Here is a 26,188-nt window from a genome sequence, read left to right on the forward strand (position 1 = left end):
CGCCGAAATAGCGTCGATTTGAGCGTTAAACCCGCCAGCTTCTGTGCCTCGTCATAGTTTCGCGATAGGTAGAGTAACCAAGCTTCGCTATTAGTAGACCTGATTTCGCTAACCTCTTGCCGGACGCGAGGATTCGGCGACTAGTGAACCGGATTTTATTGTACTTGCAGGTTAATCGTGAATTATTCCAATTTCCTACAATTAGACGGAGGAATTTGCCGTTCAGCAAGAGGCTAGTATTTGTTGCGGTGCAGCATGCAGAGGAGGGATTTTCATGATCGAGTCCAAAGAGCAGCTGGAGGAGCAGCTTGCCGTCGTAGCGGCAATCCGCGAGCAGATCGGCCGAGTTATCGTAGGCCAAAAGGATATCGTCGAGCAGATGCTATGGTGTTTGTTCGCGGGCGGGCATGCGCTGCTAGAAGGGATTCCCGGACTTGGGAAGACGATGCTCGTGAAAACGATAGCGGACACGGTAGACCTCAGCTTCTCGCGCATCCAGTTCACGCCGGACCTGATGCCGGCCGATATTACCGGAACGAACATTATCCAGTTCGGCGGCCAAGGGGAGACGTCATACCGGTTCCAGCGAGGACCGTTGTTCGGTCATCTCGTTCTGGCGGACGAAATCAATCGGGCGACTCCGAAAACGCAAAGCGCGCTGCTGGAGGCGATGCAAGAGAAGACGGTTACCGTCGGGGCGGAAACGCATGTGCTTCCTAAGCCTTTTTTCGTATTGGCGACGCAAAATCCGCTTGAAAACGAAGGCACGTACCCGCTTCCGGAGGCGCAGCTGGACCGGTTTCTCGTGAAAATACTGGTCACTTACCCGACGAAAGAGGAATTGAAGGAAATCGTACTGCGCACGACGGCGCCAACGACTATTCAGGCTTCCAAAGCGGCGGACGGAGAAGCGATTGCACGAATCCAAGAAACGGCGAAGCAGATTCTTGTCGCCGACGACGTACTCGATTATGCGATCGGGTTGCTCATGTCCACGCATCCCGCCGAGCCGGACGCCCCGGAATCGGTTAAGCGCTACGTCCAGTTCGGCTCGGGTCCGCGCGGCATTCAGGCGATCGTATCGCTTGCCAAAGTGCGCGCCTTCTGCGCCGGGCGTCTGAACGTATCGTTCCACGATGTGGAGCAGGTGGCGATTCCCGCACTGCGGCACCGTATTTTCCTCAATTTCGAAGGCCAGGCAACCGGGATGTCCACCGACGAAATATTGCGTGACATACTGGCTGCCATGGAGAGAAGTCGATGAGCGGCGACCGTCTGGCGCTCGATACGGCAACGCTGCTTCGTCTGGAACGGATGTCCGTCGCGGCGAAAAACCGCATTCGCGGAACGATGCAGGGCAAGCGGAAATCAAGGCAGACGGGAGCTTCGCTCGATTTCGCCGATTACCGGCTGTACGCTCCCGGCGACGATATCCGACAAATCGATTGGAACGCTTATGGGAGAAGCGGAAAGCCTTTCGTCAAACTGTTCCATGACGAACGAGAGCTCCAGGTGAGACTGTGGGTCGACGTATCGGCCTCGATGAATACCGGGGGAGAAACGGCCGGCGGTTCGACCAAGCTCGATCATGCGAAAAAGCTGGCCGCAAGCATCGGGTATATGGCTCTGGCCGGCTATGACCGGGTAGGCGCGGGTATTTTCGGGGATCGCATTACGTCCGTTCTGCCGGTCATGCGGGGCAAGGCATCGGCACGGCGGCTGTTCCGTTTTTTGGAGGAAGCCGAACCCGTCGCGGCGGGAGATATGGAGAAGGCGCTGGCCCAGCCGGGGGCACTTCCGAGACAGCCCGGCATGACATGGATTTTTTCCGACTTTTTATACGAAACCGGGGTATCGGAAACGTTGAACGTATTGCTCGCCGCGAGGCAGGAAGTCGTAGTCGTTCAAGTGCTGTCGCCGGAAGAACTAAATCCGGCTTACAATGGAGATTTGCGGCTGGTCGATGTCGAGACGGGGGCCGGCAAGGAAGTGGCGATGTCCGGCAAAGTGCTGAAAGCGTACAAAGAAGCTCTGGATGCATACACGGTCGGACTGCGTGCCTTCTGTCATGAAAGAGGCATTGCCTATGCTATGGCGCCGACGAATGTGCCCGTTCTCGAATGGATCGCTACGACAATGCGCCAAACCGGGGTGCTTCAATAAACAAGCTAGTCCATCATGCTTTACGCGTAACGAAAAAAAGGGCGGCCAGTGAAACGTTTGCGAGGAGGTGTTGGTCATGCATTTCGATTCGCTCCCGAGCCTTTGGTTTGGCCTATCGCTTCCGGCCATCGTGCTGTTGTATTTGTTCAAGCGCAAATATGTGGACACGCGGGTATCAAGCCATATGCTCTGGAACCGCGTACTGAAAGATATGGAAGCGAACCGGCCGTGGCAGAAGCTGCGCAATCGGTTGCTTATGATCATTCAACTGCTCGCGGCGGCACTGCTCGTGCTGGCTTTAATGCAGCCTTGGATGTGGTCGCAGCGGTCGGCGAAAGCCCATGTCGTCATTGTGCTCGACCGTTCGGCGAGCATGACGGCGAGTATCCTAGCGCCGGACGGAGCGACGGAAAGCCGATTCGAGCGGGCGAAGCGGATGATTGCGGACTGGGCGAAGGACGAAGCTCCGGACAGCGCCATTACGCTGCTGACGATGGGCGAGCAAGCAGAGGTGCTGCTGTCTCGCGAATCCTCTCCGGACAAACTTCGCGCTGCGCTGGATCCGATACAGCCCGCTTATGGAAAAACGGCGTACAAGGAAGCGATGTCCCTCGCCGCCGCAATGACGCGAAGCGACCCGGACTCGGAAATCAGGCTGTTCACGGACGGGCAATTCGCCGAGCCGGTGTCCGACCTGTCCTTTGCCGTCCCGGTTACCGTGGAACGGGTGGAAGCGGCGGATGGAGCAGCGAGCAGCGGAAATGTGAGCGTATCCCAATTCGGCGTGAAAAGCGCCCGGGATGCCGGAGGAACGGTCACGGCAGTCGCGTCGGTCAAAAACTGGGGAGACACGCCGAAGCAAATCGAGGTTTCGTTGTACGCCGGCGGCGAGTTGGCCGACGTCAGGACCGTCGCGGTAGAGCCGGGCAAGCAAGCATCCGTCTATTTCGAGCGGCTCGCCTCGGCGGATTGGTACAAGCTCGATATCGGCCGCGGAGATTCGCTGCTCATGGACAATGTATCCTATGCCTTTTTGGAAGGAGACCGTCCGAAAAAAGTATTGCTTGTAGGAAGCGGCAATCTGTTTTTGGAGAAGGCGCTGCAGCTGGCAGGGGCGGAAGTGACCCAATTGTCGCCCGACGGCGCGGCGGCCTGGATCCGGTCGCAAAAAGCGGACAACAGCCCCGATGTCGTCGTCGTCGATTCCGTGGCGGATCCGGTTCTTGCCTCGGCGGAATGGGGGAAATGGCTCTCCTCCAAGCCGGTATGGTACATCCGCTCCGGATACGAGGGGAAGGAGACCGCGGTTCCGGCAGGGACGTATTCGATCGAAGAGCATCCGGTCTCCCGCTATGTGAAGCTTCAGGACACGCACGTCGCCAACGTATACCAGCCGGGCAAGGTCGATTGGGGCAAGCCGATCGTTTCGGCTAAAGACGTACCGCTCATCTACGCCGGGGCCGAGAACGGCCAGCCTCGGCTGCTGATCGCGTTTTCGCTTCAGCAGAGCGACTTGCCTCTACGTTCCGAATTTCCGGTGCTCGTGCAAAACGCTCTCGGTTGGTTGACCGCCGCACAAGGCGGGAGCTTGGGAAAAGCCGTCGCGGGTGAACGCAAAGAGATCGCGATGTCGCCGGACGCCTTTTCCGCGAAATGGATCAGCGCTGAAAGCGGTCATACGGATTCCGAAGCGGAGAAGTCGTCCGGCATGATCGCTTCTATGCAGACGGTGCCTTCGCTGCCGGGGCTTTACAGGCTGGAGGAACAAGACGAGTCCGGCAAAACGATCCGGGTGCGATGGCTCGGCGCGGCCGCAGATTCGCGGGAATCGGGTCCGGGCCAAAGCGAGCTTCGCTTTACGCACACATCCGCAGCGTCCGGGGATGCCGGGGAATCGGCGCAAACCGGGGAAGAGCGGGGTGCTCCGCTCGCCCTATGGCGATGGATCGTTGTATTGATACTCGCGGTACTCGTATGGGAATGGGGGGTATACCGTCGTGGGACTTCAGTTTGAATCGGCTATCGTGCTGCTGCTGCTCGTACCGGCGGCGGTATACGTCGCATGGATATGGAGAACCGCTTCCAGGCTATCCGGTTGGCGCAAAAGGATAGCCGTCGGACTTCGCTGCTTGATCCTGCTGCTGCTCATTTTGTCGCTTTCGGGCCTGCAGAGCTATGTCACGATCGAGAGGAAGGCTATTGTATTTGTCGCGGACCGATCGGATAGCATGACCGACGACGCGGGAATCGAATCTTGGATCCGCCAGACCGCCGCGGCCAAATCGGAGGACGATGCGGCCGGCGTCATTTCGGCCGGATTGGATGCGGCTATCGAGAAAAATCCCGACGGCTCCGACATTCAATCCTTCTCGTTCAGCAGCAAGGTGAATACGCAGTTTACCCGGCTGGATGAAGCTTTGCAGCTGGCTGAAACGCTGTTGCCGGCAGACGCTTCGCCGCGTATCGTGCTGATGTCGGACGGTCGGGAAAATGTCGGCGACATGCTCCGTCAGGGCAAGCTGCTGCGGGACAAGGGTATCCCGGTCGATGTTCTGCCTCTGCCGTCGAAGGAACGCAAAGACGCATCGGTGGACGCTCTCGGTTTGCCGGAGAAGCTGTACCAGGCGGAGCAGTACGCGCTCGAGGTGACCGTGTCCAGCACCTTTGCCACGACGGCCGAGCTCCGGATATATGAAGACAACCGCGAAATCTCGAGTCAGCAGGTGACGCTGGAAAAAGGCCAAAACCGGTACGCGCTGCGGGGATTGGCCAAGGAGCAGGGGCTGCACCGGTACCGCGCGGAGCTGTACGCCAACGGGGACGAAGTATCGGCGAACAACGCCGCCTACGCGTTCAGTCGCGTATCCGGCCCACCAAAAGTATTGCTCGTGGAAGGAAGCGAGGGAGCGGCCCTAAATTTGTCGGGCGTTCTCGATTCCGGCCTTATTCCTTACGATCTCGTCGTCCCGGAGCTTCTTCCGAAGGAAATGACCGACTACTCGGCCTACGATTCGATCGTGCTGGCCAACGTAGCGGCCACCCGCCTGTCGGAGAAGCAAATGCTGATGATCGAGCAGGCGGTCCGGGATTACGGAGCCGGTCTCGTCATGACCGGAGGAGAAGACAGCTTCGGGTTGGGGGGCTATTTCAAGACGCCGATCGAACGGGCGCTGCCGGTTTATATGGATTTGCGCGGCAAACGGGAAATTCCTTCCCTTGCGCTTATGCTTGTAATCGACAAATCGGGCAGTATGGCGGGTGATAAAATTCAGCTGGCGCAGGAAGCGGCGTCGCGCACGATTCAATTGATGCGGGAAAAAGATACGATCGGCGTGCTCGCCTTCGATTCTTCCCCCTGGTGGGTCGTTGAGCCGCAACTGATGAAAGACCCGAAAAAGGTGACGGAGCAAGTCAACTCGATAACGGCCGACGGCGGGACGGAAATTTATTCAGCCGTCGACCAGGCATATGCCAAGCTGCGCAATGTAGATGCCCAACGCAAACATATTATATTGCTTACGGACGGACAATCCTCGACCAACCAAAGCTATGAGACGCTGGCCGCCAATATGACGAAGGACAATATTACGCTGTCGTCCGTGGCGATCGGGGACGGCGCGGATACTCAGCTCTTGGAGAGACTCGCGCAATTGGCCAAAGGAAGATATTACTTCACGAACGACCAAAGCACGGTCCCGGCCATTTTCAGCAGGGAAGCGATATTGATATCGCGCACCTATATCGTGGACCAGCCGTTCGTGCCGGCGATCGGCCAGGCGGCGGAATGGAATGAAATGTTTGTCTCGGGAGTTCCCCGGATCAACGCTTATATCGCGACGACGCCCAAAGAGACGGCCGAAGTGGCGCTGACGAGTCACGAGCCCGATCCACTTCTCGCCAGATGGCAGTACGGGGCGGGCAAAGCGGTCGCATGGACCAGCGACCTGTCCGGGAAATGGTCGGGAGACTGGACCTCGTGGGACCGGTTCAAGGACGTATTCAGCCGGATCGTCAAATGGACGTTTCCGCAATACCAGTCGTCGCCGCTCGAGCTGACGAGCCGATTGAGCGGGAGCTCGGCGACGCTTGACGTACGAAGCGGCGATAGCGGCTTCGAGGGCGATTTGAAGGCGATCGTAACCGACGAGGACTTGAACCAAACGGAAGTGACGCTCGAGCCGACAATGCCCGGCGAATATACCGGCCAACTGGACATCATGAAGCCAGGCGTTTATTTGACGAACATAGCACCGGTTGGCGGCGAAGGCGATACGGCAAAAGGCGGAGTAACGACCGGCTTCGTAATCCCGTATTCGCCCGAATACCGGATCGGGGCGGACGACGGCGAGCAGAAGCTGAGGCAGCTGGCGGAGCTCACGGGAGGCCGCGTCCTCGCGCTCGATAAGCCCGGGGACGCATTCGGCGGCGACACCGTGCCGAAGAAGCGCGTCCGCGAGCTGACTCGCGCGTTGCTCGTCTGCGCGCTCGCGCTCTGGCTCGCGGACATCGCCGTCCGCCGCCTCCACGTGCCGTGGCACAGGCTCGCCGCCGCGCTCGCGCCCTTGCGCGGCGGTCGCCGTTCGCCTGTCGGCGACGCCGGCTCCGCCACGCTCGAGCGGCTCCGCTCCCGCGTCGCGGGCCGCGGGCAGCCGCCCGCCGCTACTCCGCCGCCGGCATCGTCCGCCGTCACGCGAGCGGCCGCGGACCCGCCGCACCCCGTCGGCGCTCCGGCGCCTCCGGCACCCGCTGCCTTCGGGCGCTCCGCGTCTCCCGAGAGCGACGGCGAAGCGCCCTCCGGCCAAGACGACCGGCTGAACCGGCTGCTCGCCGCCAAGAAGCGGCGGGGCCGGTAATCGTTTGTTCGACATGCTGCGGGAGTAAGCGTTCGATATGTGGAGCTTTCGGCCGATTGAGAGCTGGCGAACACCTGTTTTCCGCGAATACTAGCATTTTTTGTCTGTTTTCGTTACAATGTAGGCAAGGAGCTTGCGGATGAGCCGCGTCTCCATCGTATTAACGGGAGGGAAAGCCATTTGACCAACAATCGCTACTCCATAGGCCTCATCATCGTAGCAGTCGGCGTCGTCCTGCTGCTCGGCAAGCTGGGCGTGTTCGGATTTTTTTGGGATGTATTTTGGCCCGTATTCGTCCTGGCTCCCGGTCTATTGCTTCATGCCTTATACTTCAGCCGCGTATTGCCGTCGGGTGTGCTCATTCCGGGAGGCATCCTCGTGACGAATTCGATCATATTTTTCCTTTGTACGATTTTCAGCTGGAACTTGATGGCTTACTTATGGCCCGGATTCATTTTTGCCGTTGCCGTCGGCTTGTACGAATTTTATTTGTTCGATAAGTACAGCCCGCGCGGGACATTGGTAGCGGCCGTCATTTTGGCCGTCGTATCAGGCGTTTGCTTCAGTATGACGATCCTGTTTACGGTAGGCATCTATTTTATCGCATTCGTTCTGATCATCGTCGGAGCTTATATGATTTTCAACAAACGCCGCTCCTGGTGAGCGGCGTTTGTATTCATGAAAAAGTTTGCAAGCCCGTTTTCTTGCATTTTCACGCCATAATCGATATAATTTATAGTGTGTCAAGCGTCGGCGCCATAGTCCGACGCTTATTTCATGATTGCGGAATCAATGTCGAAGCATCGCTTCGGTTTATGGGATAATTCCGGGTTTCTCCGGAAAGTACCGGAATCGGCTTCGTAACCAATTACTACACTTTTTGGGGAAAAGAAAGGATGAACACAGACTTTATGCACGCAAGAGACAAAATACGCAACATCGCCATTATCGCTCACGTCGACCACGGCAAAACTACGCTCGTCGACAAACTGCTTCAACAGTCCGGCACGTACCGCGACAACGAGACGGTGCAGGAACGCGCCATGGATTCCAACGATTTGGAGCGCGAGCGCGGCATTACCATTTTGGCCAAAAACACCGCTATAACGTATAAAGACTATTTCATCAATATCGTCGATACGCCGGGACATGCCGACTTCGGCGGAGAAGTGGAACGGATCATGAAAATGGTCGACGGCGTTCTGCTCGTAGTCGACGCCTTCGAAGGCTGCATGCCGCAGACGAAATTCGTGCTGCGCAAAGCGCTCGAGCAAAATTTGACGCCGATCGTCGTGTTGAACAAAATTGACCGCCCGAACGCTCGTCCGTCGGAAGTAGTCGATGAAGTACTGGATTTGTTTATCGAGCTCGGGGCCAATGACGAGCAGCTCGATTTTCCGGTTGTGTATGCTTCCGCGCTTCAAGGCACTTCAAGTTTAAACCCGGATCAGCAGGAAAGCGATATGGAGACGCTGTACGAGACGATCGTCAACCATATTCCGCATCCGACGGAAGATCCGACTCTGCCGCTCCAGTTTCTCGTAACGTTGATGGACTATAACGATTATTTGGGTCGTATCGCAATAGGACGGATTAACCGGGGAATCATTCAACAAGGCCAATCCGTAGCGGTCATGACGCGCGAAGGCGCTGTGAAGCAAGCGCGCATCGAGAAGCTGTTCGGCTTCCAAGGCTTGAAACGGATCGAGATCGAGCAGGCCGGCGCCGGCGACATCGTAGCGCTGTCGGGCATTAAGGATATCAACATCGGAGAAACGATTGCCGACCCGGCAAAACCGGAGGCGCTGCCGGTATTGAAAATCGACGAACCGACCTTGCAGATGACGTTCGTTGTCAACAACAGCCCGTTTGCGGGCAAAGAAGGCAAGTGGGTAACGTCCCGCAAGCTGCGCGAACGGCTGTTTAAAGAATTGGAAACGGATGTTTCGCTGCGGGTTGACGAAACGGACAGCCCGGACGCATTCATCGTTTCGGGACGCGGCGAGCTGCATCTCGGCATTTTGATCGAAAATATGCGCAGAGAAGGCTTTGAACTCCAAGTATCCAAACCGGAAGTCATCATCAAGGAAATCGACGGAGTCCGAATGGAGCCGATCGAACGGCTGCTCATAGACGTGCCGGAGGACAGCATGGGCGCGGTTATGGAAAGTCTTGGAATGCGCAAAGCGGAAATGGTCAACATGATCAACAACGGAACGGGAACGGTACGTCTGGAATTTCTCATTCCGGCGCGCGGCCTGATCGGCTATAGCACTTATTTCCTGACGCTGACGCGCGGGTATGGCGTCATGAACCATGCATTCGATAGCTACGGGCCTTATGCCGGAGCCAATCTCGGCGGACGTCATCAAGGCGTGCTCATTTCTTTCGAAACGGGCGTGGCCACGGCTTACGGCATGTTGTCCATTGAAGACCGAGGCACCTTGTTCATGCACCCGGGCATCGATGTGTACGAAGGAATGATTATCGGCGAGCATACCCGGGATACGGATCTTGTCGTCAACGTGTGCAAAGAGAAGCAAATGACGAACGTGCGGGCTGCCAGCAAAGACGACACGGTAAGAATGAAAACACCTCGCATCTTCTCGCTCGAGCAAGCGCTCGAATATTTGAATGACGACGAATATTGCGAAGTAACGCCGAAGTCGATCCGTCTCCGCAAAAAAATATTGAATAAAAGTGAACGGGAGAGATCGGAAAAAACCCGTAAAGTGGCCGAATCGAACGTATAACGTTCGTTCGGCCATTCGGCCCGTTCGGGCAAAGGAGGCGCATTGCAGGTGCAGCAGTGGCTCGAAAATCATCCTTTGATCACGTATATTCTGATTTTCGTCTTTCTCGTATATGTTTATAACAAAGTATTCCGCATGCGAAAGCTTCCGCTTCTGAAGGATGCGGTCATCTACTTCACGATGGCGGTCGGTGCGGGCATATTGTGGCTGTTTCAGCTCGACCTGAAGCTGCCGATCGTGATCAGTCTCGGCGTGGCGGTAGCGCTCATGCTGACGGTCCGGATCCGGTATTGGCAGCTCGATCGGGAAGCCCGCAAAAAAGGGGCGAACGTCCAGGCGGCTGAAAAGGCGACCGAAGTCGACACGAAGCCGGGACAAACGGAAAACTCGCAAATGCAGTAAGCACGGCTCAACGGGGGATTCGGAGTGAACTCCGCGTATTTCCTCTTATCCGTCGGTGCGTCTGCCAGAGGGGAGGCATATGGATGGCCCGATATTGGCTGGCTCCGGTAACCAACCGGAATCCGTTTACGCTGGGCGGCGACAGGTTTATATGCGCCCCCGAACAAGACCTTTCGGATTTTTTGCAAGCGGCGGTCCGCGTTCGTCCCCCGCTGCTGCTCCCCTTCAAGGCACACTTGCTTCCGGCGGATGAGGAAGACGGCGTTTGCGGAGCCGATGAAGGCTTATTTTCTTTATCATCCCCGGGGGATATCGTATTCGACGGGGATCCTTTGCGTTTGTCCGGCTGCGCCGAAGCGTTGCTGGACAAACAGTCCGGCTCGCAAGAGCAGGCAGACGAGTGGCTGGAAGCGATCGAAGCCGCGCTTGCTTCCGGCCGTGCGCCGAAAGCGGCCCGCTCCTGGCTGGACGCCATTCGCCAATGGCTCGGACGGGGATGGAGCGTCACATTGCTTAAGGAGGAACCGTAACATGAAGCTGGAGGATGCCTTGTTCAATTGGGTGCAAATCCGACTTGTCGCCGATGCCAGACCGGACGACAATGCAGCGAAGGAGACCGAATCGTTTTTTGCGGAAATATTGCGGGACGACCATAAGCTTGGACATGTACATATAGCAAAGACCGACGATACGATGGTTCACGTCCGTTACGAGCAGGAAGGCAAGACGAAGATGCAAATGTACGACAAGGAGCATGCGGAGCAGCTGCTGAGCGACATTAACGCCAACCCGAAATACAACTGAAGGTGGTGATTCTCCGATGCCGTCCGCCCCTGTGACGCCGCCGCAGTCCCGCCGCCGCCGCAGCAGCAAAAATAAACGGCCGCTGCTGAAAGCATTGCTTTTTATCGTTATTCTGATCTTGATCGCCGCAATCGGATATGCCGCTTACTTGTATTTCAAAATCGATTCCGCGCTCGATCACGCTGGCGCTTCCGATGCGGCGCCGGTTACGAATCCGGTAAATGCCAATCCGGTCACGGTGCTGCTGCTCGGGGTCGATACGAGACCGAAGAGCGCAAGCCTGAACACCGACGTCATTATGGTCGCCTCGCTCAATCCGCAGCGCAAAACGGCATCCGTCGTCTCGATTCCGAGGGACACGCTCGTCAAGTTAAGCGGCTACTCGCAAGGCAAAGCGAATTCGTACTATGCGGCGTTCCTTCACAACGACAAGAAAACGGCCGACGCCAAGACGAAGACGTTGTTCGGCAAATATTTGAACGTCACGATCGACTACGTGGCCAGAATCGATTTCAAAGGGTTCGAGGAGGTCGTGGACGAGCTCGGCGGTCTGACGCTCGACGTCGATATGAACATGTGCTACACGGACAAGCAGGACGGAACGGCGATCCGGCTTACGAAAGGCACCCATCTTCTGAGCGGAAGCGAGACGCTCGACTTCGTCCGTTACCGGAAGGGCAACTGTCAAAATGCCGCAGACTCCAACGATATCGAACGCAATGAGCGCCAGCAGCACGTCATCGGCGAAATGATCGGCAAGCTGAAATCGTTCGACGGATTGCTCAAGCTCGGAGCCGTAATCGAAGCCGCGGGGAAAAACGTCGAGACCGATATCCCGTCCTCGCAGATCAAAAGCTTCATTCGGACATATATGGGCATCGATCGCGATAAAATAAACTATGTTCATCTGGAAGGCGAATGGCACAGTCCCTATATAATCGTCCGCCCGGACGAATTGAAGACAGCGCAGGCCGCCTTGCAGAAACAGCTCAAATAATGTCAAGCTTCCCACGCCTGATCCGTCCGCACAATCGGCTATGGCTGACAGGCTGCGCCTTATGCTATACTGGAAGCAAGCCGCACTTCAGGAGGATGAATGTATGGCCGAAACGATTACCGCTTTGTCGGAGCAACAATTGTCCCAGCTGCAGAAAGAGAAGCTCGTACTTCTCGCCACCGTCGATGCGGAAAGCGGATTTCCGAGCGTAAGCGCCATTTCGTGGGTTTACGCCGACAGCGAGACGAACATCCGGTTTGCGATCGACCAAAGATCCCGTATCGTGGTCAATGTCAAAGCTCATCCGCAAGTTACGCTCACGTTTTTCGGAGAGGGCAAAGTGAATGCCGTGTACGGCAATGCCTCCGTAGTGACGGACGCCCTCGAAGGCGTTCCATTCAAGCTGGCATGCTTCGACGTGCGCGTCGAGGCGGTTCGGGATGCGATGTTCTACGGCTCCCGCATATCCGTCGAGCCCGAATACGAGAAAACGTACGACAAGCGTGCGGCGGAGAAGCTGGACGGACAAGTTTTTGCCGCAATGAAAAAAGCCTAGTTCCATTGGAACCGGGCTTTTGTGTCTTTTTCGGCGCATGGGCCGCTGTTACAGCTGTTTGCCGCCCATCTGATCGGCATTGTCTGTTTTGGCCGGCGGATTGCCTTGCGGCGTAATGTCTTTCGGAATTTGCGGCACGATGCGGCCCAGCATATCGGCCAGCTCTTCCGCAAATCCGGCGATCGGACGCCCTTGACGAATATCTTCGCGGATTTCCGCGATCCGTCCCGCCATGTCGATGTCGGCCGTAACGAACGCATGAACGCCGTACGGATCTTTGCGCAGAGCCTCGGAGACGGAATACTTGATCACGTCGACGCGGCTGCGTTCGAGCTCGGGATCGACATTGATGCCGACGATGGCCGTATTGCCGATAACGACGCATCTCGCGCTTCTTACTTGGGGGATACTTGCCGCAAGCCCTTCGAGCCTTTCGGTTACTTCCTTCTTGTTGCGGATTTCCGGTTTTTCCGGTACCGTCTGCTGCACTTTGATTCCGCTTTGCCCATCCGGAGAGGGGGAAGCTTCATTGCGCGGTGCACGACTGCAGCCGCCCATGATCGCAATCGCCAGCGCGAGGACAACAACTTTTCGCATCTGAATCGCTCCTATCTGTACCTGAATTCGCCATGGTTAGTTTGTCCGTTTCGACATCGAATATGTACAACGATCGCCAGACGACAAGCCGGGAGGGGACGCTCATGAAAAAAGTGTATGTATTGGATACGAATGTCCTGTTACAGGATCCTAACGCAGTCTTCGCTTTCGAAGACAACGAAGTGATCATTCCCGCAGTGGTGCTGGAAGAAATCGACGCGAAAAAACGGAACGCCGACGAACTGGGACGCAACGCCAGAACAGTCTCGCGTTTGTTGGACGGACTACGCGAAAAAGGAAGGCTTCATGACGGAATCGAGCTGGAGCGCGGAGGCAGCATCAAGGTGGAGCTGAATCATCGCAGCTTTCAGAAATTGCAGGACGTATTCGGAGAAATTACGAACGACAACCGTATATTGGCGGTCGCCTTGAATTATCATTTGGAAGAACAGCAAACCGCCGAGCCCCGCCCGGTCGTGCTGGTTAGCAAAGATACGCTGGTGAGAATCAAAGCCGACGTGCTCGGCATAACGGCGGAAGATTATTTGACGGACCGGGTCGTGTCGACGACCGATCTGTATCCGGGTTATTTGACCCTACACGTTCATCCAGGCCTTATCGACAGCTTCTATAACAACCGGTTTTTGCCGGTATCCGAGCTGAACCAGCACTACCCGTACAAGTTCCATCCGCATGAATTTATCATTTTGAAAGACGAACTGGGAACATCCAAGTCTGCGCTGCTCAAGGCGAATGCGGACGCGAAACGGCTGGACCCGTTATTTTTGAGCAACGAGCCGGTATGGGGCATCGGAGCCCGCAACGTACAGCAGCGGATGGCGCTGGAGCTGCTGCTGAACGACGATATCCCGCTCGTTACGCTGACCGGCAAGGCGGGGACGGGCAAGACGCTGCTCACTCTCGCGGCGGGTCTGATGAAGATCGAAGACGAGCGCAAGTACAAGAAGCTGCTGATCGCCCGCCCGGTCGTTCCGATGGGCAAAGATATCGGCTATTTACCCGGAGAGAAAGACGAGAAGCTGCGTCCGTGGATGCAGCCGATTTACGATAATTTGGAGTTTTTGTTCGATACGAAAAAATCGGGGGACATCGAGAAAATATTGGCGGGCATGGGCAGCATCCAGGTGGAGGCGCTCACCTATATTCGCGGCCGTTCCATCCCCGGACAGTTTATCATTATCGATGAAGCGCAAAACTTATCCAAGCATGAGGTGAAAACGATCGTCTCGCGTGTCGGCGAGGGCAGTAAAATCGTCTTGATGGGAGACCCGGAACAGATCGATCATCCGTACCTGGACGCATACAGCAACGGGCTCACGTACGTCGTCGAACGGTTCAAAGGCCAGGCGATCAGCGGCCACATTAATCTGGAACGCGGAGAGCGGTCGCATCTGGCCCAACTGGCGGCGGATTTGCTGTAAAAAACCAGGAAATAAAAGACAGCGTAAGGACAATGTCCTTGATACGCTGTCTTTTTTCCTATGAGAGCATAATCCGCATTCAGCCTGGTGAGGTTTTGATGGGCGTGACATGACGTTGCCCGTAAACAGAGGAACTGTATTCCGTTATCGTCCCCAATTCCGTTACCCTTTTCAATATATCGGAATAGGCTTCCGCTATATTGATCTATCGAGGGGGGAAATGATCGTGAACTGCGGAATAGAGGAATGGTTTTCCGTTATTTTGCAATCAACACAAGTACACAGGTCATTAGCGTCCTCCAGCTCCGCTATGAGTTGGTTATGCGGTCCCGATCATGCGGTACGCGTACTTCTGTACGCGATTATACGCTATGCGGGATGACGTCGATAGAGTTTTTCTTATTTGCACTTAAAGTCGAACGATGTCGAATGAAAGCGAAGGAGGTGAGAATTTAGAAGCAGGCGAGTCGGGATCGGGATCCTTGCCGTTTTAGGCCGTTCGACCGTTTTCAACTTGTCCGTATTCCCGATATGATTCTAGTTGTGCTTATACTCGAATCGACAACCGGAGGGGCTTACAGATGAATCGATTGAAAACATTGTTGCTGGCGCTTACGCTGACTGCGTGCGCTTATGCCGTGCAAGGGACGGGACCTGTCTCGGCGGCCGAGGCTCCGGCGTTATCGCGCTTTTCCGACACGAACGGTCATTGGGCGGAAACGACGATCAACCGGCTGGTCGATCAAGGCATTTTGGACGGATATCCGGACGGTACGTTCCGTCCGAACGAGCCGGTAACGGCAGACCAGTTTTTGAAGCTGCTGCTGCTGTCTTTCTCGGAGAAGCATCAGAACGGGGAACGAAGCTGGAAGGAATCGTTCGTTTCGAGCTTGAGCCCTTCGAACCAGAGCATACTGCGTCAAGATTACCGCGATTTTTCGTTTGCCCCGAATACGGTTGGATACTGGGCGAAGCCTTACATCGATTTGGCCGGCGATTTGCATTTGATGGATACGAGCGAATTTCCGGACTTCAAGCAGAAGCTGAATCGCGAGCAGGTAGCCGAGCTGCTGTATTATTCGCTTAAGGAAACCGAATTTTTGGAGGATGAGGATTACAGCCGCAGACTGTCCGCGACGATCGGCGATTTGCGCAGCGCAAGCGGACGTCAGCAAAAATTTATAGCCGAGTCGTTTGCCAAAGGAATCATGGAAGGGTACCCGAACGGATATTTCGGCGTCGGCGTTACGGTAACGCGAGCGGAGTCGCTGACTATCGTGGAAAGGCTGACCGATAAAAGCAAACGGATCGTACAGACCGGTCTCGCTTCGGAGCAATTTTCGGTCGTAGTGCCTACGAAGGACGGAAGCTATAAGCGGCTGCTGTTCCCGAATGAGGCGATGAAGCAGGCATACGCCGTTATGGAAGAAGCGGGCAAGCTGCGCGGCACGAATTACGATTTGGAGGAAACGACGCTGCGGCTGTTCAAGGATGCGGACGCGAAGGCGAAGGCGCTCTCCCCGAATACCGGCTCCCGGGATACATGGAACGAAGCTTCGTTATGGCTGGAGCCGAAATACGATACATACGGCATCACGATACGTATGCAGGAAGGGGCGCTGGCCCGCAACCGGGAGCCGATCAAGCTGTTCGTCAACCGGATCTTCGGCTATGATGCGGCCAAATTCGACGACTGGTTCCATGCGATGTACGACAAGATGGATACGGAAAGTCCGTTTGAAGCGCAATCTGTCACGATCGGCAATTATACGGTGGAGGCGTCCTCGCCGGATTCGTCGGCTTTGGTATTTTCCATCGTACCGCAATCGAAAAAATGAGTGCAAGCAAAAAGGCCATTCCCGTCGAGAGACGACGGATATGGCCTTTGTTGTCATGCAACCGATTCTTATTGGAACTTCGGCAGCCAATCGCCATGGGCTTCGATCAAATCGTCGCAAAGCGCCACGATATCGTCGATCGAAAGCTCCGCGGACGTATGGGGGTCCAGCATCGCCGCGTGATAAATATGTTCTTTCTTGAGCGTACGGGCTGCTTCGAGCGTCAGCAGCTGCGTATTGATGTTCGTCCGGTTCAGTGCGGCCAGCTGCGGCGGCAAATCGCCGACATAGGTCGGGGTGATTCCGTTGCGATCGACGAGACAGGTCACTTCGACGCATGCTTCCCTCGGAAGGTTCGTAATGAGACCGGTATTCATGACGTTTCCGCCGATCCGGAACGGGTTGTTCGTCTCCATCGCTTCCATCATGTGGGAAGCGTACTCGTGGGACCGGTTGTGCACCAGGTCTTTGTTGTTGACGAGCTCCTCGCGCATCGTTTTCCATCTGTCGATCTGGCGGATGCAGCGGCGCGGATATTCGTCCAGCGGGATGTTGTAGCGCTCGATCAGCTCCGGATAATTGCGCTTGATGAAGTACGGATGGTATTCCGCATTATGCTCCGACGATTCGGTCACATAATAGCCGAAACGGAACATGAGCTCGTAGCGGACCATATCGTTGTGTTTTTCTTTTTGTCTTTCCTTGGCGAGACGCTTGATTTCCGGATACAGGTCGACGCCGTCCTTCGTGACTTCGAGCAGCCAAGCCATATGGTTGATGCCCGCAATTTTCGCTTGAACCCCTTCCATGTCGATACCGAGCGGCTTGAACAGATGCGGGACGCATACTTGTACGCTATGGCACAGACCGACCGTCTTGACTCCGCCGTCCGTATTCATCGCATTCGTGAGCACGGCCATCGGATTCGTATAGTTGAGGAACCAGGCGTCGGGACATACTTCCTGAATATCCTTGGCAAAATCGAGCATGACCGGGATCGTGCGCAGGTTGCGGAAAATGCCGCCGATTCCGAGCGTATCGGCGATCGTTTGGCGCAGCCCGTATTTTTTCGGAACTTCGAAGTCCGTAATCGTACAAGGATCATATCCGCCCACTTGAATGGCGTTGACGATATATTTCGCGCCGCGAAGCGCTTCCTTGCGGTCCGCGTAAGTGACGATGCGGCATGTGCTGCCGGCGGTCGCCTTCAGGTTGTTCAGCATGTTCTCCGAATCCTTCAGGCGAACCGGATCGATGTCGTGGAGCGCGAGTTCGAAATCTTGCAGCGCCGGGGTCATCATGACGTCACCGAGTACGTTTTTGGCGAATACGGAGCTGCCGGCTCCGATAAATGTAATTTTAGACATTGGATTATTTCCTCCCTTGAACTTGTTCTACTAGAAACTATAAAGTCATGCGGGTAAAATGAATATGGAGAAAAGCGTGTTCCGCATGGAACAATGCGGCTTCCTTCGAGGGCGATACAAATGCTCTTGATTTGTCCGGCCGCATCGTATTCAATAAGGATAGAAGCGTTGGCAACCATACCTTATGACGAAAGGACGCTTTATTGCATGGAGGATCGTTTCTCGATTTCTGTCAATCCCCAGCCGGGCAAGGGCGAGCTGGTCGTCTTATTCAGCGGTCGGGAGCGTACAATGCCCGGCCACAACGTCGGTCCGAAGGTGCCCGATTATTTCCTCGTTCACCATGTCATGTCGGGAAAAGGGACGTTTCAATATATGGGCAAAACGTATGGGCTGGGGAAAGGGGACAGCTTCTTCATTTTTCCGGGAGAGCTGAGCCGGTATACGGCCGACAAGGACGATCCTTGGAGCTACCGTTGGGTCGGCTTCCGCGGCGACCGTGCGGACGAGCTGCTGGCCGGCTTGGACATTACCCCGTTCAAGCCCGTGGCGAAGCCGATTCGCCACAATAGGGCGGCCGTATTGTTTCATCAGATACAGCGGCTGCTCTCCAATGGGGGGCCTGGCTGCGATATGCGGAGCGGAGGCATGATGCGGATGCTGCTGGCTGAATACGAGCGGGAGAGTACGCAGCGCGCGGAAGGGTCGGGCGGCAAGCAGAGCCCGATCGAGCAGCAGGTGGAACGGACGATCCGCTGGCTGAGCGTGCAATATTCGCAGCCGATCTCGATCGAGGAAATGTCCCGTTCGCTCGGATACAATCGGACTCATTTGTCCAAAATGTTCAAGCAGTACACGGGAATGACGCCTATGCATTTTCTGCTGAAAATCCGCATGGAGCGGGCGAAGCTGCTGCTCCGGGAACGGCTGACGGTAGAGCAGGTGGCGGCATCAGTCGGTTTTACCGATCCGCTCTATTTCTCGAAGCAGTTCAAGAAGTGGTACGACATGTCTCCGACCGAATACAGGCTCGAGGCCGATGGCAGGACGATGTACGATTGCAATGATTGAACGGTCTTCCCTAGGCAACGAATAGAAGGACGACAGGGGCACGCGCGCTCCCGTCGTCCTTTGGCATATCATTAGCTTTGCCGTGTAAATCCTCTTAGCCGCCGTATACGAATTCCAGCTTGCAACGGTAAGCTCTGGCGATGCCGTGCATCAATTCGCCAAGCGCCTTGTCAACGGCGTAGCGGCTGCTATCCTCGGCAGCAAAACGGGCGAGCAAATGCTCCTCCATCTGCTCCAGCGCTTGAGTCGGCTCCGCATCGGTCCCGGACGGGACGAACTTGAACACGGCGCACAGGTGCCCGTACAAGTAGGCGTTATCCGATACCGAGACGAAACCGTAATCATCGAATAACGGCGTTGTTTCCGCACCCTCAGGCAGCAGCAGCAGTTCGAACTCTTCGCAGTCGAATCGGTATTCGTTCATCAGTTCCAGTACGGAAGCCCGGTCGGCTTCGTCATTTACGATGAGCAGCTCTTTATCCCGATCCTCGATTTTCACCTTCGTCGCAAGCGCTTTGACGAATTGAGCGTAATAGCCCGGGCGTTTGCCTTCGGGCAGCTGCATGTCCACGCCGTATTTAAGCATGTTTTCCTCCGTTTTGCCGCATGTTTCTCCCATTGTACCAATTCGAATTATGGATGTCGACTTGCCGCTGCTTTGCCGCGAGACGGAGCTGATGAGGGTGCCGATGAATTCGTTCGCGCAAAAAAGGGTTCACGAAAGCGCTTTTTTGATATAGTATAGATAAAAATAAGTCTTTTGCACTAGCAACCTTTTCACGCATCGCAAAACGGAGGAGGGGAAGCTTTGTTTCGCCATAAAAACTGGCTGCTGCTGGCCGCCGCCGCCTGCTTCGCCATCGTTCTCATCCCCGCTCTGTTCACCGGCTCCACCCATCGGACCAAGCCGAGCGGGGCGGACGGAAGCGCGATCGTCGAGCCGGCTCCGGCGGAAGGTCAAGCCGAGAAGCAGCTGAGAATGGCCGTCTCCATGCAGTCCAAAGAATTCGTACAGCTTCAGCAGCTGAAAGACCAGTTCCAGGCCGTGCACCCGGGCCTTAATATCCGGTTGGAGAACATACCGGACGAAACGGCATATTCCAAATTGAAAAAAGCCGCGCAGCTCGGGGAAGCTCCCGATATTATGCTGCTTGACAATAACTGGGTGAGCGAATTCGCCGCTCTCGGCTATTTGCTGCCCGTCGATTCGATGCTCACGGGAGGACTGCAGGCCGAGCAAATGGAACAAGCTTTGGCCCAAGTGAAGTGGAACGGCTATTTATGGGGCGTGCCCAAACAATTGGACGCTTATGTCATCGTCTACAATACGAAGAAGCTGGGCGAATGGGGCGAGAAGCCGCCGGGAACCACGGAAGAGCTCGTTGCGTTACATAAGCAATCGCATAAGGTGGAGGAAGGCAAGTACGGCATTTATTTCGACGCGCCGGACGGGCGTTCGTTCGTGACGCTGGCCCGGATATTGGGGGGCGCCAAAACCGTCTCCAAAACGGCCCCTGTCGAGCTGACCGATCCGAACGTTCTGAAATCGCTGGAATCCTTCCTGTTTCCCGTTGGGGAAGGGGCCAAGGATGAAGCGAAGCCGCTGGCGAAATCGTTCCCGCCCGAAAGCGCGACTTGGAAGCCATGGGAACAGCTGGCTCAAGGGAAGCTGGTCGGCTATTTGACGACGTTCTCCGATTGGAAACAAAATGAATCGGCTGCCGTTACAATGAGCAAAATTCCGCTGCCGGGCGGAGAGGAGCCTTGGAAAGGTCCATGGCTCTCAGGCAAAAGCTTTTCCATTTCCGCCCGATCCGAATCGAGCAAGGAGGCGTTCGAGCTGATCCGCGAGCTGGCGTCCGCCTCGTCCGCTCTCAAATTTTGGAACGCCGCGGGCGTGCTGCCGACCCAAGCGAACGTCTATGCTTCGGGCATCCGAAACGATGCCGCGTTCAAAAACGCGGCCTTCCAGATCGATCAGGACGATGCGGTACCGTCCGTACCGCAAAGGGCGAAGCAAATGACCGCCCTACAGGAGCAGCTGGAGCAGATGTGGAAAGGGGAAGCATCCTTCAAGACATTCGCCGATCGCACCGTCGCGGAATGGAATGCGATCCGTCCGCCGGCCAAGTAGCCGGCCCGTTTCGAAGATATAGAACAGACGCAAGCGGAATCGTTTATTCCGGTTGCGTCTGTTTTTCTAATACCTACAGCGCGATTTTAAGAAAAATCGTCATCGATCCGTTTTCGATCGCCACGTCGGTGGCATGTACGAACGGCGCGACCTTGTTCGGATAAAATGCGAGATCGAACTGCCTTTCCAGTGTCTTGGCGGTGCTTGTCGGCATCGGATAGCCGTTGAAGGATAAGCTGTCGATGACGAAGCGGACGGCATTGGTCGGCTTATTCTCGACCACATAGCGGCCCTTCAGCGAGATGGAGGCGCTATCCACATTACCTCCCGCCGAAATGACGCCTTTCTCGAATAAAAATGAAAAGCCTTCCAGCTCTTTGTTTTTTTGCTGTAAAAAACGGTTCAGCTCATCGTCCCCGATCGTAACTTTAGGCGACAAACCTTTGATGGACAACATTTTACCGTTCTGCCCGAGCATTTCCGGCAGCTTGACCATCGCGGCGGACAAAGCGGTAAAATAACGCTGGAATAAGGGAAGACCGCGTTCCTCCCATTGCATGCGGAGCTGCTCCAGCTCTTTCTCCAGCTTGATGCGATCCGAGTTGGAGGCGAGTAATCGTTCGACTTCCCTTTGCGCCTGCAGCCGCTTTTCCTTCTCCGCCGTAAAAGAGATCCTTGTGTCCGCGAGCTGACGACGGTCCGCCTCCAGTTTCGCCTTCATCGTTTTATAGGATTGGTACCTCTGCAAATAATCGTCGATCGATTTCCGGTCGCTCTCCAGAATGAATTGAAGCTGATCCCAGACATAGAGGGCGTCTTGAATCGAGCGGACGTGCAGCGCGGCGAGCAATATCGAGTTCCGTTCGCCGGAATAATACGAGCGGATTACTTTCTCGGTTTTCCGCTGCCGCAACTCGACCTGCTTGGCGGCTTGTTCGACTTGGGAAGCCGTTTCCGCGAGCTTTTCGTTCAGCCGTTTCTCCTCTTCCGTCAACCGGACGATTTCCCGGTCCAGCTCGTATACGGTCAAGCCTTGCACGAGAAGGCGGCGCTTCTCTTCGGCATCGGGCTGCGCCGCGGCCGCTGTCGTGCCGAAATGGAGCAGCAGGCAGCACAGTCCGACGATAATCGGGCCAAGCAGTCGTCTCTGCATCGGTTGTCCCCCTGTCCTATCCGTACTAAATGTATCGACGGATGGGGCGATTTATGCTTGCCGAATTCGCCGATTCATGGACGGGTGGAAACCGGGCATGCATTTTGTTATCCTTGATAGTAGCAATCCGCCCAACCGAAGGAGATCGACCCCGATGAACAGCTGTGACGCACAGTATTCTACGATGACCGAAGTTATTCGCGCCGAAATCGCGCGCAGCCCGAACGGGACGATATCGTTCCGCGATTATATGGATTTATGCTTATACCACGAGCAGCTCGGTTACTACAACCGTGAGACGGTCAAGGTCGGAAAAGAAGGGGACTTCTATACGAGCGCGTCAATCGGAACGATCATGGGCGAAGTGCTCGGTGCTTGCTTCGCGAACATGGCGAGGCAATACGGCGCGGAAGAACCGCTAACGATCGTCGAATGGGGGGGCGGGACCGGACGGATGGCCGGACTCGTTCTCGATACGATTGCCGAGCGCTCTCCCGGGCTGTACGGACGGCTGGATTACAGGATGGTCGAGATCAGCCCATACCACCGGAAGGTGCAGCTGCAGGAGCTGGCAAGACATCCGAACGTCCGGCATGTCGAGCCGGATCATTCGATCGACGAGCATCCTCGAGGGCCTGTCATCGTATTCTCGAACGAGCTGCTGGACGCGTTTCCGGTGCACCGGATCGAACGCAAGGAAGGCGTTTTGTACGAATGGCATGTATGCTGGAACGATGGGGAAGGAAAGTTTGACAAGGTGCTTCTCCCGTTGGAGAACGGCGGTCTCGCAGCCTCTTATATCGTAAGAGAGGGAATTGCGGTCCGCGAAGGTCAAGTGATCGAAGCCAACCCGGCGGCAGCCGAGTGGATCAAACGCGCCGGAGAGCGTTTGGAGCGGGGTACGCTCGTAACGATCGATTACGGCGATACGGCGGAGGAACTGTATGCAGCGCATCGGATGAGGGGCACATTTATGTGCTACCGGAACCACCAAGCGCATGACGATCCGTTCGCGTATCCGGGAGAGCAGGATATGACCGCCCACGTGGACTTTACGGCCTGCATCAGGGCAGGGGAGGAAGCGGGCTTTACCGAATGGTCGCTGAGGACGCAGAAGCAATTTCTGCTCGATGAGGGCGTGATGGATATGCTCGTCTCCCATGACGGCCGTGACCCGTTCAGTCCGCAGGCGAAGCGCAATCGCGCGGTGAGGCAGCTGCTCGTCAGCGACCAGATGAGCGAGCTGTTCAAGGTGCTGGTGCAAACGAAAAAAAGGTGAACCGACCGGTTATGTAGAACAAACGCCGGAAGGTCACCTTTTTTTTTGTGTATTCCTGTTCGCTGCGGGAGGATCAAAGATCCATTTGGAAAAAGGACCAGTACGTGAAGCCCAAGAAGGAGAGAAACATGTATCCCCAGAAAATCATAATATACGTACGTTCGGACAAGTTCATATAACCCAAGACGACGAAAGCGGCGGTTTGGAAAAAGAACAGCAGTGCCATTTCCTTCATGTCGCCGGCCAGCGCCATCAGACCGATCGCCAGCGTCCAAAAACCGAGCACTCTGAACATGCGAGCCACCATTACTCCCCCTCTCTGTTGAACGATGCGTGTACACAAAATCCTATTGTCCATTATACCCGTTAACTTTTCAAATTGTAAACGGATATCCGTGACGAATTAGCAAACTTTTTGTTGTCCATAGTACTAGCGTAACCTGTTGTCCGAAAATCATGTATGAGCAATCAAAAAAATGGTAATACCAAGTAGTATCAAATAGATTCTATGAAATCTAGTTTGGGCATAGAGATAAGTAGTGGCGATTTCAGTTTGTTGGGAGGTTTTTGTACATGACTGCAGTTAGACAAGACGCTTGGAGCGAGGAAGACGATCTCATTTTGGCCGAGGTAACGCTTCGTCATATACGCGAAGGCGGCACACAGCTCGCGGCATTCGAAGAGGTAGGGGAAAAGATAGGAAGAACCGCGGCTGCGTGCGGCTTCCGCTGGAACAGCTGCGTCCGCAAAAAATACGATGCCGCCATATCGATCGCCAAAGCGCAGCGGCAAAAAAGAAGCCAGTACCGCAAACATTCCGCCGTCGGCTCGTCCGTTTCATCCGTGGCCACACTGGAATCCGGAGAAGCTGCAGGTTCGGCGGGCAAGCATGAGGCGTTTAGCGAGGAATCGATCTCGATCGACGCCGTCATCCGGTTTTTGCGCCAATGGAAGGGAACCTATCAGGAAATGAACCGGCATATTAAAGCTTTGGAAAAGGAACTGAAGGACAAAGACGAGGAATTAGGCGAGCTGCGGCGGGTCAAGGACCAGCTCGACAAGCAGATGAACCACGTTCAGACGGATTACCGCGTCGTCAACGACGACTATAAAGCGCTTATACAAATCATGGACCGTGCCCGGAAGCTTGCGTTTCTTGCAGAAGAGGAAGACGAGCAAAAGCCGCGCTTCAAAATGGACGCGAACGGAAATTTGGAGCGCATCGAGTAGAGCGTGTGCGTCAGTGCGGTCGAAAGGTAGAAAAAGCTTGCCGGATCCAAAATACGGCGGGCTTTTTTGCATGCGGCGAAAATATGATATAGTAGCGGCAAAGGAAGGTGACGGCCGGAATGAGAATCATATGCGTAGGCGCCGGATCGATCGGCATGCTCGTAACGGCGAAGCTGGCCGCCGCAGGCGCGGATATCGCCCTGATTACGCGCACGGAACAGCAAGCCGTTCATCTGAATGCCAGCGGGCTTGCGCTGGTGGAGGGAGAAAACGAAAGCGTGCACGACGTGCCGACCGCTTCATTCGAATATATCGATACCCGAGGCGATAGGCGTTGGCTGGACTTCGATCCCGACTGGGTGCTGCTCACCGTAAAGCAAAAGCATCTGACAGAGCGCCTGCTCGCGACCGTAAACAGGCTGATGGGGAAACGCGGCAGATTGCTTTGCTTCCAGAACGGCATCGGCCATGTCGAGAAAATCGCTTCTTGCGTGCCGATAGCGAGCGTAGATTTGGCGGTGACGACGGAGGGGGCGAGAAAACAGTCGGCCGTCAAGGTCGCCCATACCGGATGGGGTACGACATGGCTCGGAACGGCCGAACCGGCGCAAGCGGGACAAATTTCGCAGTCCGTAGCGGAAAAAGCGCAAAAATTGATGGAGAATATGATGAATGAAGCAGGATTCCGCACTCACCTGTCGAACCAAATGAAAGAGATCGTATGGAACAAGCTGCTTATCAATTCCGTGATCAATCCTTTGACCGCGCTGCTGCGTATACCCAATGGCGAGCTTCCTGCCACGGATCGGCGCAGAACTTTGATGCGGGAGCTTCTGATGGAAGGCATTGCGGTTGCGGAAGGCAGCGGGGTGACGACGCGGGATCATTTATGGGAGCAGATTCTCGACGTTTGCTCCAAGACGGCAGGCAATACCTCTTCGATGCTGCAGGACGTGTCGGAGGGCAGACGGACCGAGATCGATTGGATTAATGGCGCAATGCTGGATGAGGCGCGTAAATACGGCATCCCGATGCCGGTCCATGAAACGATCTATAAGCTTGTAAAGGCCGCCGAGCCGGAGGAATAGCCGGAAGGGTTAAAGCAGTATTTGTTGTGGACGAAGCTGAATCGCGGGTGGTGCAGGTTGAACGGACTTTTTAACATATTGATACATATATACGCATTTACGGCTGCGGTCCCCTTCTTATGGTTTTTCGTGCTGTGGATCGGGGCTTACTTCTGGCATAGGGACGGCAAACGCGCGACGAAGCTGGCAATGGACGTTACGACGCTGCTATTGATCGGCTGCGTTTCCGTTTTGTTTAAACAAATATTCGGCAGCAGCTTCGGTTTTTTTCTCATTTTGCTCTTTTTCCTGATCGGCTACGGCTTGCTCGGCAATTTTCAGTATAGGGTCAAAGGAAAAATCAACCACGCCCGGATCGTCCGATTGCTTTGGAGGGTCGGCTTTCTAACGCTCAGCGCGATCTACTTGCTGTTCGTAATAATAGGTCTGGGCAAATCCATATTATCGGTATGACTATAGAG

Annotated in this window: 24 protein-coding genes; 19 read left to right on the top strand and 5 right to left on the bottom strand. The window is 55.4% G+C overall.

Annotation, left to right across the window (positions count from 1 at the left end; translation table 11 throughout):
- The first annotated feature begins 274 nt into the window (after nucleotides 1-274).
- From FE784_RS10000 to FE784_RS10050, 11 genes are all read left to right on the top strand, one after another.
- The gene (locus FE784_RS10000) at nucleotides 275-1,264 is read left to right on the top strand and encodes an AAA family ATPase (RefSeq protein WP_139602059.1); all 990 of its coding nucleotides are present in this window, start codon (nucleotides 275-277) and stop codon (nucleotides 1,262-1,264) included.
- The gene (locus FE784_RS10005; protein WP_139602060.1) at nucleotides 1,261-2,163 is read left to right on the top strand and encodes a DUF58 domain-containing protein; all 903 of its coding nucleotides are present in this window, start codon (nucleotides 1,261-1,263) and stop codon (nucleotides 2,161-2,163) included. Before FE784_RS10000 ends, FE784_RS10005 begins: the two co-directional genes overlap by 4 nt.
- A gap of 76 nt (nucleotides 2,164-2,239) precedes the next feature.
- Nucleotides 2,240-4,177 (top strand): vWA domain-containing protein, encoded by a 1,938-nt coding sequence (locus FE784_RS10010; RefSeq protein WP_139602061.1) that lies wholly within the window; start codon nucleotides 2,240-2,242, stop codon nucleotides 4,175-4,177.
- The gene (locus FE784_RS10015) at nucleotides 4,161-7,016 is read left to right on the top strand and encodes a VWA domain-containing protein (RefSeq protein ID WP_139602062.1); all 2,856 of its coding nucleotides are present in this window, start codon (nucleotides 4,161-4,163) and stop codon (nucleotides 7,014-7,016) included. The genes FE784_RS10010 and FE784_RS10015 overlap by 17 nt, the downstream gene beginning before the upstream one ends.
- A gap of 180 nt (nucleotides 7,017-7,196) precedes the next feature.
- The gene (locus FE784_RS10020; protein WP_139602063.1) at nucleotides 7,197-7,679 is read left to right on the top strand and encodes a LiaF transmembrane domain-containing protein; all 483 of its coding nucleotides are present in this window, start codon (nucleotides 7,197-7,199) and stop codon (nucleotides 7,677-7,679) included.
- A 248-nt stretch (nucleotides 7,680-7,927) separates the two neighbouring features.
- The gene (gene typA / locus FE784_RS10025; protein ID WP_139602194.1) at nucleotides 7,928-9,769 is read left to right on the top strand and encodes a translational GTPase TypA; all 1,842 of its coding nucleotides are present in this window, start codon (nucleotides 7,928-7,930) and stop codon (nucleotides 9,767-9,769) included.
- Nucleotides 9,770-9,817: 48 nt separating this feature from the next.
- A complete protein-coding gene (locus FE784_RS10030) occupies nucleotides 9,818-10,171 on the top strand; it encodes a YlaH-like family protein (RefSeq protein WP_139602064.1) in 354 nt (117 codons plus the stop codon).
- An 83-nt stretch (nucleotides 10,172-10,254) separates the two neighbouring features.
- Nucleotides 10,255-10,701 (top strand): hypothetical protein, encoded by a 447-nt coding sequence (locus FE784_RS10035; RefSeq protein ID WP_139602065.1) that lies wholly within the window; start codon nucleotides 10,255-10,257, stop codon nucleotides 10,699-10,701.
- 1 nt (nucleotide 10,702) lies between these two features.
- Nucleotides 10,703-10,975 (top strand): hypothetical protein, encoded by a 273-nt coding sequence (locus tag FE784_RS10040; protein WP_139602066.1) that lies wholly within the window; start codon nucleotides 10,703-10,705, stop codon nucleotides 10,973-10,975.
- Between the two features lie 16 nt (nucleotides 10,976-10,991).
- A complete protein-coding gene (locus tag FE784_RS10045; RefSeq protein ID WP_139602067.1) occupies nucleotides 10,992-11,972 on the top strand; it encodes an LCP family protein in 981 nt (326 codons plus the stop codon).
- A 103-nt stretch (nucleotides 11,973-12,075) separates the two neighbouring features.
- Nucleotides 12,076-12,528, top strand: a complete 453-nt coding sequence (locus FE784_RS10050) for a pyridoxamine 5'-phosphate oxidase family protein (RefSeq protein WP_139602068.1) — start codon at nucleotides 12,076-12,078, stop codon at nucleotides 12,526-12,528.
- A gap of 48 nt (nucleotides 12,529-12,576) precedes the next feature.
- On the opposite strand, the gene FE784_RS10055 is transcribed toward FE784_RS10050, so the two are convergent.
- Nucleotides 12,577-13,125 carry a YhcN/YlaJ family sporulation lipoprotein gene (locus FE784_RS10055; RefSeq protein ID WP_139602069.1) on the bottom strand — a complete coding sequence of 183 codons (549 nt, stop codon included), beginning with the start codon at nucleotides 13,123-13,125 and terminating at the stop codon, nucleotides 12,577-12,579.
- A gap of 104 nt (nucleotides 13,126-13,229) precedes the next feature.
- On the opposite strand from FE784_RS10055, the gene FE784_RS10060 reads away from it, so the two are divergent.
- Complete coding sequence (locus FE784_RS10060; protein WP_139602070.1) at nucleotides 13,230-14,567, top strand: PhoH family protein; 1,338 nt, start codon at nucleotides 13,230-13,232, stop codon at nucleotides 14,565-14,567.
- Between the two features lie 581 nt (nucleotides 14,568-15,148).
- A complete protein-coding gene (locus FE784_RS10065) occupies nucleotides 15,149-16,405 on the top strand; it encodes an S-layer homology domain-containing protein (protein WP_139602071.1) in 1,257 nt (418 codons plus the stop codon).
- Between the two features lie 68 nt (nucleotides 16,406-16,473).
- Here the strand turns inward: FE784_RS10065 and melA are convergent, their stop codons facing one another.
- Nucleotides 16,474-17,772, bottom strand: a complete 1,299-nt coding sequence (melA, locus tag FE784_RS10070; protein ID WP_139602072.1) for an alpha-glucosidase/alpha-galactosidase — start codon at nucleotides 17,770-17,772, stop codon at nucleotides 16,474-16,476.
- A gap of 207 nt (nucleotides 17,773-17,979) precedes the next feature.
- On the opposite strand from melA, the gene FE784_RS10075 reads away from it, so the two are divergent.
- Nucleotides 17,980-18,843, top strand: a complete 864-nt coding sequence (locus FE784_RS10075; protein ID WP_139602073.1) for an AraC family transcriptional regulator — start codon at nucleotides 17,980-17,982, stop codon at nucleotides 18,841-18,843.
- A 94-nt stretch (nucleotides 18,844-18,937) separates the two neighbouring features.
- Here the strand turns inward: FE784_RS10075 and FE784_RS10080 are convergent, their stop codons facing one another.
- Nucleotides 18,938-19,429 (bottom strand): hypothetical protein, encoded by a 492-nt coding sequence (locus FE784_RS10080; protein WP_139602074.1) that lies wholly within the window; start codon nucleotides 19,427-19,429, stop codon nucleotides 18,938-18,940.
- 222 nt (nucleotides 19,430-19,651) lie between these two features.
- Here FE784_RS10080 and FE784_RS10085 point away from each other — a divergent pair, with 222 nt between their 5' ends.
- Nucleotides 19,652-20,977 (top strand): extracellular solute-binding protein, encoded by a 1,326-nt coding sequence (locus FE784_RS10085; RefSeq protein ID WP_139602075.1) that lies wholly within the window; start codon nucleotides 19,652-19,654, stop codon nucleotides 20,975-20,977.
- A gap of 73 nt (nucleotides 20,978-21,050) precedes the next feature.
- Here FE784_RS10085 and FE784_RS10090 read toward each other — a convergent pair whose 3' ends face one another.
- Nucleotides 21,051-22,130 carry a coiled-coil domain-containing protein gene (locus tag FE784_RS10090; protein WP_139602076.1) on the bottom strand — a complete coding sequence of 360 codons (1,080 nt, stop codon included), beginning with the start codon at nucleotides 22,128-22,130 and terminating at the stop codon, nucleotides 21,051-21,053.
- Nucleotides 22,131-22,284: 154 nt separating this feature from the next.
- Here FE784_RS10090 and FE784_RS10095 point away from each other — a divergent pair, with 154 nt between their 5' ends.
- Nucleotides 22,285-23,409, top strand: coding sequence for a class I SAM-dependent methyltransferase (locus FE784_RS10095; RefSeq protein WP_176706098.1), 1,125 nt, complete (start codon nucleotides 22,285-22,287; stop codon nucleotides 23,407-23,409).
- Between the two features lie 73 nt (nucleotides 23,410-23,482).
- Here FE784_RS10095 and FE784_RS10100 read toward each other — a convergent pair whose 3' ends face one another.
- On the bottom strand, nucleotides 23,483-23,713 hold the full coding sequence (locus tag FE784_RS10100) for a DUF2626 domain-containing protein (protein ID WP_139602195.1): 231 nt from the start codon (nucleotides 23,711-23,713) through the stop codon (nucleotides 23,483-23,485).
- A 269-nt stretch (nucleotides 23,714-23,982) separates the two neighbouring features.
- On the opposite strand from FE784_RS10100, the gene FE784_RS10105 reads away from it, so the two are divergent.
- The 3 genes from FE784_RS10105 (at nucleotide 23,983) to FE784_RS10115 (ending at nucleotide 26,180) form a co-directional block, all read left to right on the top strand.
- Nucleotides 23,983-24,639: an RsfA family transcriptional regulator gene (locus tag FE784_RS10105; protein ID WP_139602078.1), complete on the top strand. Its 657-nt coding sequence runs from the start codon at nucleotides 23,983-23,985 to the stop codon at nucleotides 24,637-24,639.
- Nucleotides 24,640-24,758: 119 nt separating this feature from the next.
- Nucleotides 24,759-25,727: a ketopantoate reductase family protein gene (locus FE784_RS10110; RefSeq protein ID WP_139602079.1), complete on the top strand. Its 969-nt coding sequence runs from the start codon at nucleotides 24,759-24,761 to the stop codon at nucleotides 25,725-25,727.
- A gap of 57 nt (nucleotides 25,728-25,784) precedes the next feature.
- Nucleotides 25,785-26,180 carry a DUF3397 domain-containing protein gene (locus FE784_RS10115; protein WP_139602080.1) on the top strand — a complete coding sequence of 132 codons (396 nt, stop codon included), beginning with the start codon at nucleotides 25,785-25,787 and terminating at the stop codon, nucleotides 26,178-26,180.
- The last annotated feature ends 8 nt before the right edge of the window (nucleotides 26,181-26,188 follow it).

Source organism: Paenibacillus hemerocallicola, assembly GCF_006265175.1.
In the GTDB taxonomy this organism is placed as follows: Bacteria; Bacillota; Bacilli; order Paenibacillales; family NBRC-103111; genus Paenibacillus_AB; species Paenibacillus_AB hemerocallicola.

Bases quoted from the DNA above. Each gene is read 5' to 3' on its own strand.
- FE784_RS10065 (WP_139602071.1), top strand. From the start codon at position 15,149: ATGAATCGATTGAAAACATTGTTGCTGGCGCTTACGCTGACTGCGTGC.
- FE784_RS10110 (WP_139602079.1), top strand. From the start codon at position 24,759: ATGAGAATCATATGCGTAGGCGCCGGATCGATCGGCATGCTCGTAACG.
- FE784_RS10040 (WP_139602066.1), top strand. From the start codon at position 10,703: ATGAAGCTGGAGGATGCCTTGTTCAATTGGGTGCAAATCCGACTTGTC.
- typA (WP_139602194.1), top strand. From the start codon at position 7,928: ATGCACGCAAGAGACAAAATACGCAACATCGCCATTATCGCTCACGTC.
- FE784_RS10075 (WP_139602073.1), top strand. From the start codon at position 17,980: ATGGAGGATCGTTTCTCGATTTCTGTCAATCCCCAGCCGGGCAAGGGC.
- FE784_RS10080 (WP_139602074.1), bottom strand. From the start codon at position 19,429: ATGCTTAAATACGGCGTGGACATGCAGCTGCCCGAAGGCAAACGCCCG.
- FE784_RS10000 (WP_139602059.1), top strand. From the start codon at position 275: ATGATCGAGTCCAAAGAGCAGCTGGAGGAGCAGCTTGCCGTCGTAGCG.
- FE784_RS10095 (WP_176706098.1), top strand. From the start codon at position 22,285: ATGAACAGCTGTGACGCACAGTATTCTACGATGACCGAAGTTATTCGC.
- FE784_RS10105 (WP_139602078.1), top strand. From the start codon at position 23,983: ATGACTGCAGTTAGACAAGACGCTTGGAGCGAGGAAGACGATCTCATT.
- FE784_RS10035 (WP_139602065.1), top strand. From the start codon at position 10,255: ATGGCCCGATATTGGCTGGCTCCGGTAACCAACCGGAATCCGTTTACG.
- FE784_RS10090 (WP_139602076.1), bottom strand. From the start codon at position 22,130: ATGCAGAGACGACTGCTTGGCCCGATTATCGTCGGACTGTGCTGCCTG.
- melA (WP_139602072.1), bottom strand. From the start codon at position 17,772: ATGTCTAAAATTACATTTATCGGAGCCGGCAGCTCCGTATTCGCCAAA.
- FE784_RS10050 (WP_139602068.1), top strand. From the start codon at position 12,076: ATGGCCGAAACGATTACCGCTTTGTCGGAGCAACAATTGTCCCAGCTG.
- FE784_RS10010 (WP_139602061.1), top strand. From the start codon at position 2,240: ATGCATTTCGATTCGCTCCCGAGCCTTTGGTTTGGCCTATCGCTTCCG.
- FE784_RS10045 (WP_139602067.1), top strand. From the start codon at position 10,992: ATGCCGTCCGCCCCTGTGACGCCGCCGCAGTCCCGCCGCCGCCGCAGC.
- FE784_RS10055 (WP_139602069.1), bottom strand. From the start codon at position 13,125: ATGCGAAAAGTTGTTGTCCTCGCGCTGGCGATTGCGATCATGGGCGGC.
- FE784_RS10005 (WP_139602060.1), top strand. From the start codon at position 1,261: ATGAGCGGCGACCGTCTGGCGCTCGATACGGCAACGCTGCTTCGTCTG.
- FE784_RS10060 (WP_139602070.1), top strand. From the start codon at position 13,230: ATGAAAAAAGTGTATGTATTGGATACGAATGTCCTGTTACAGGATCCT.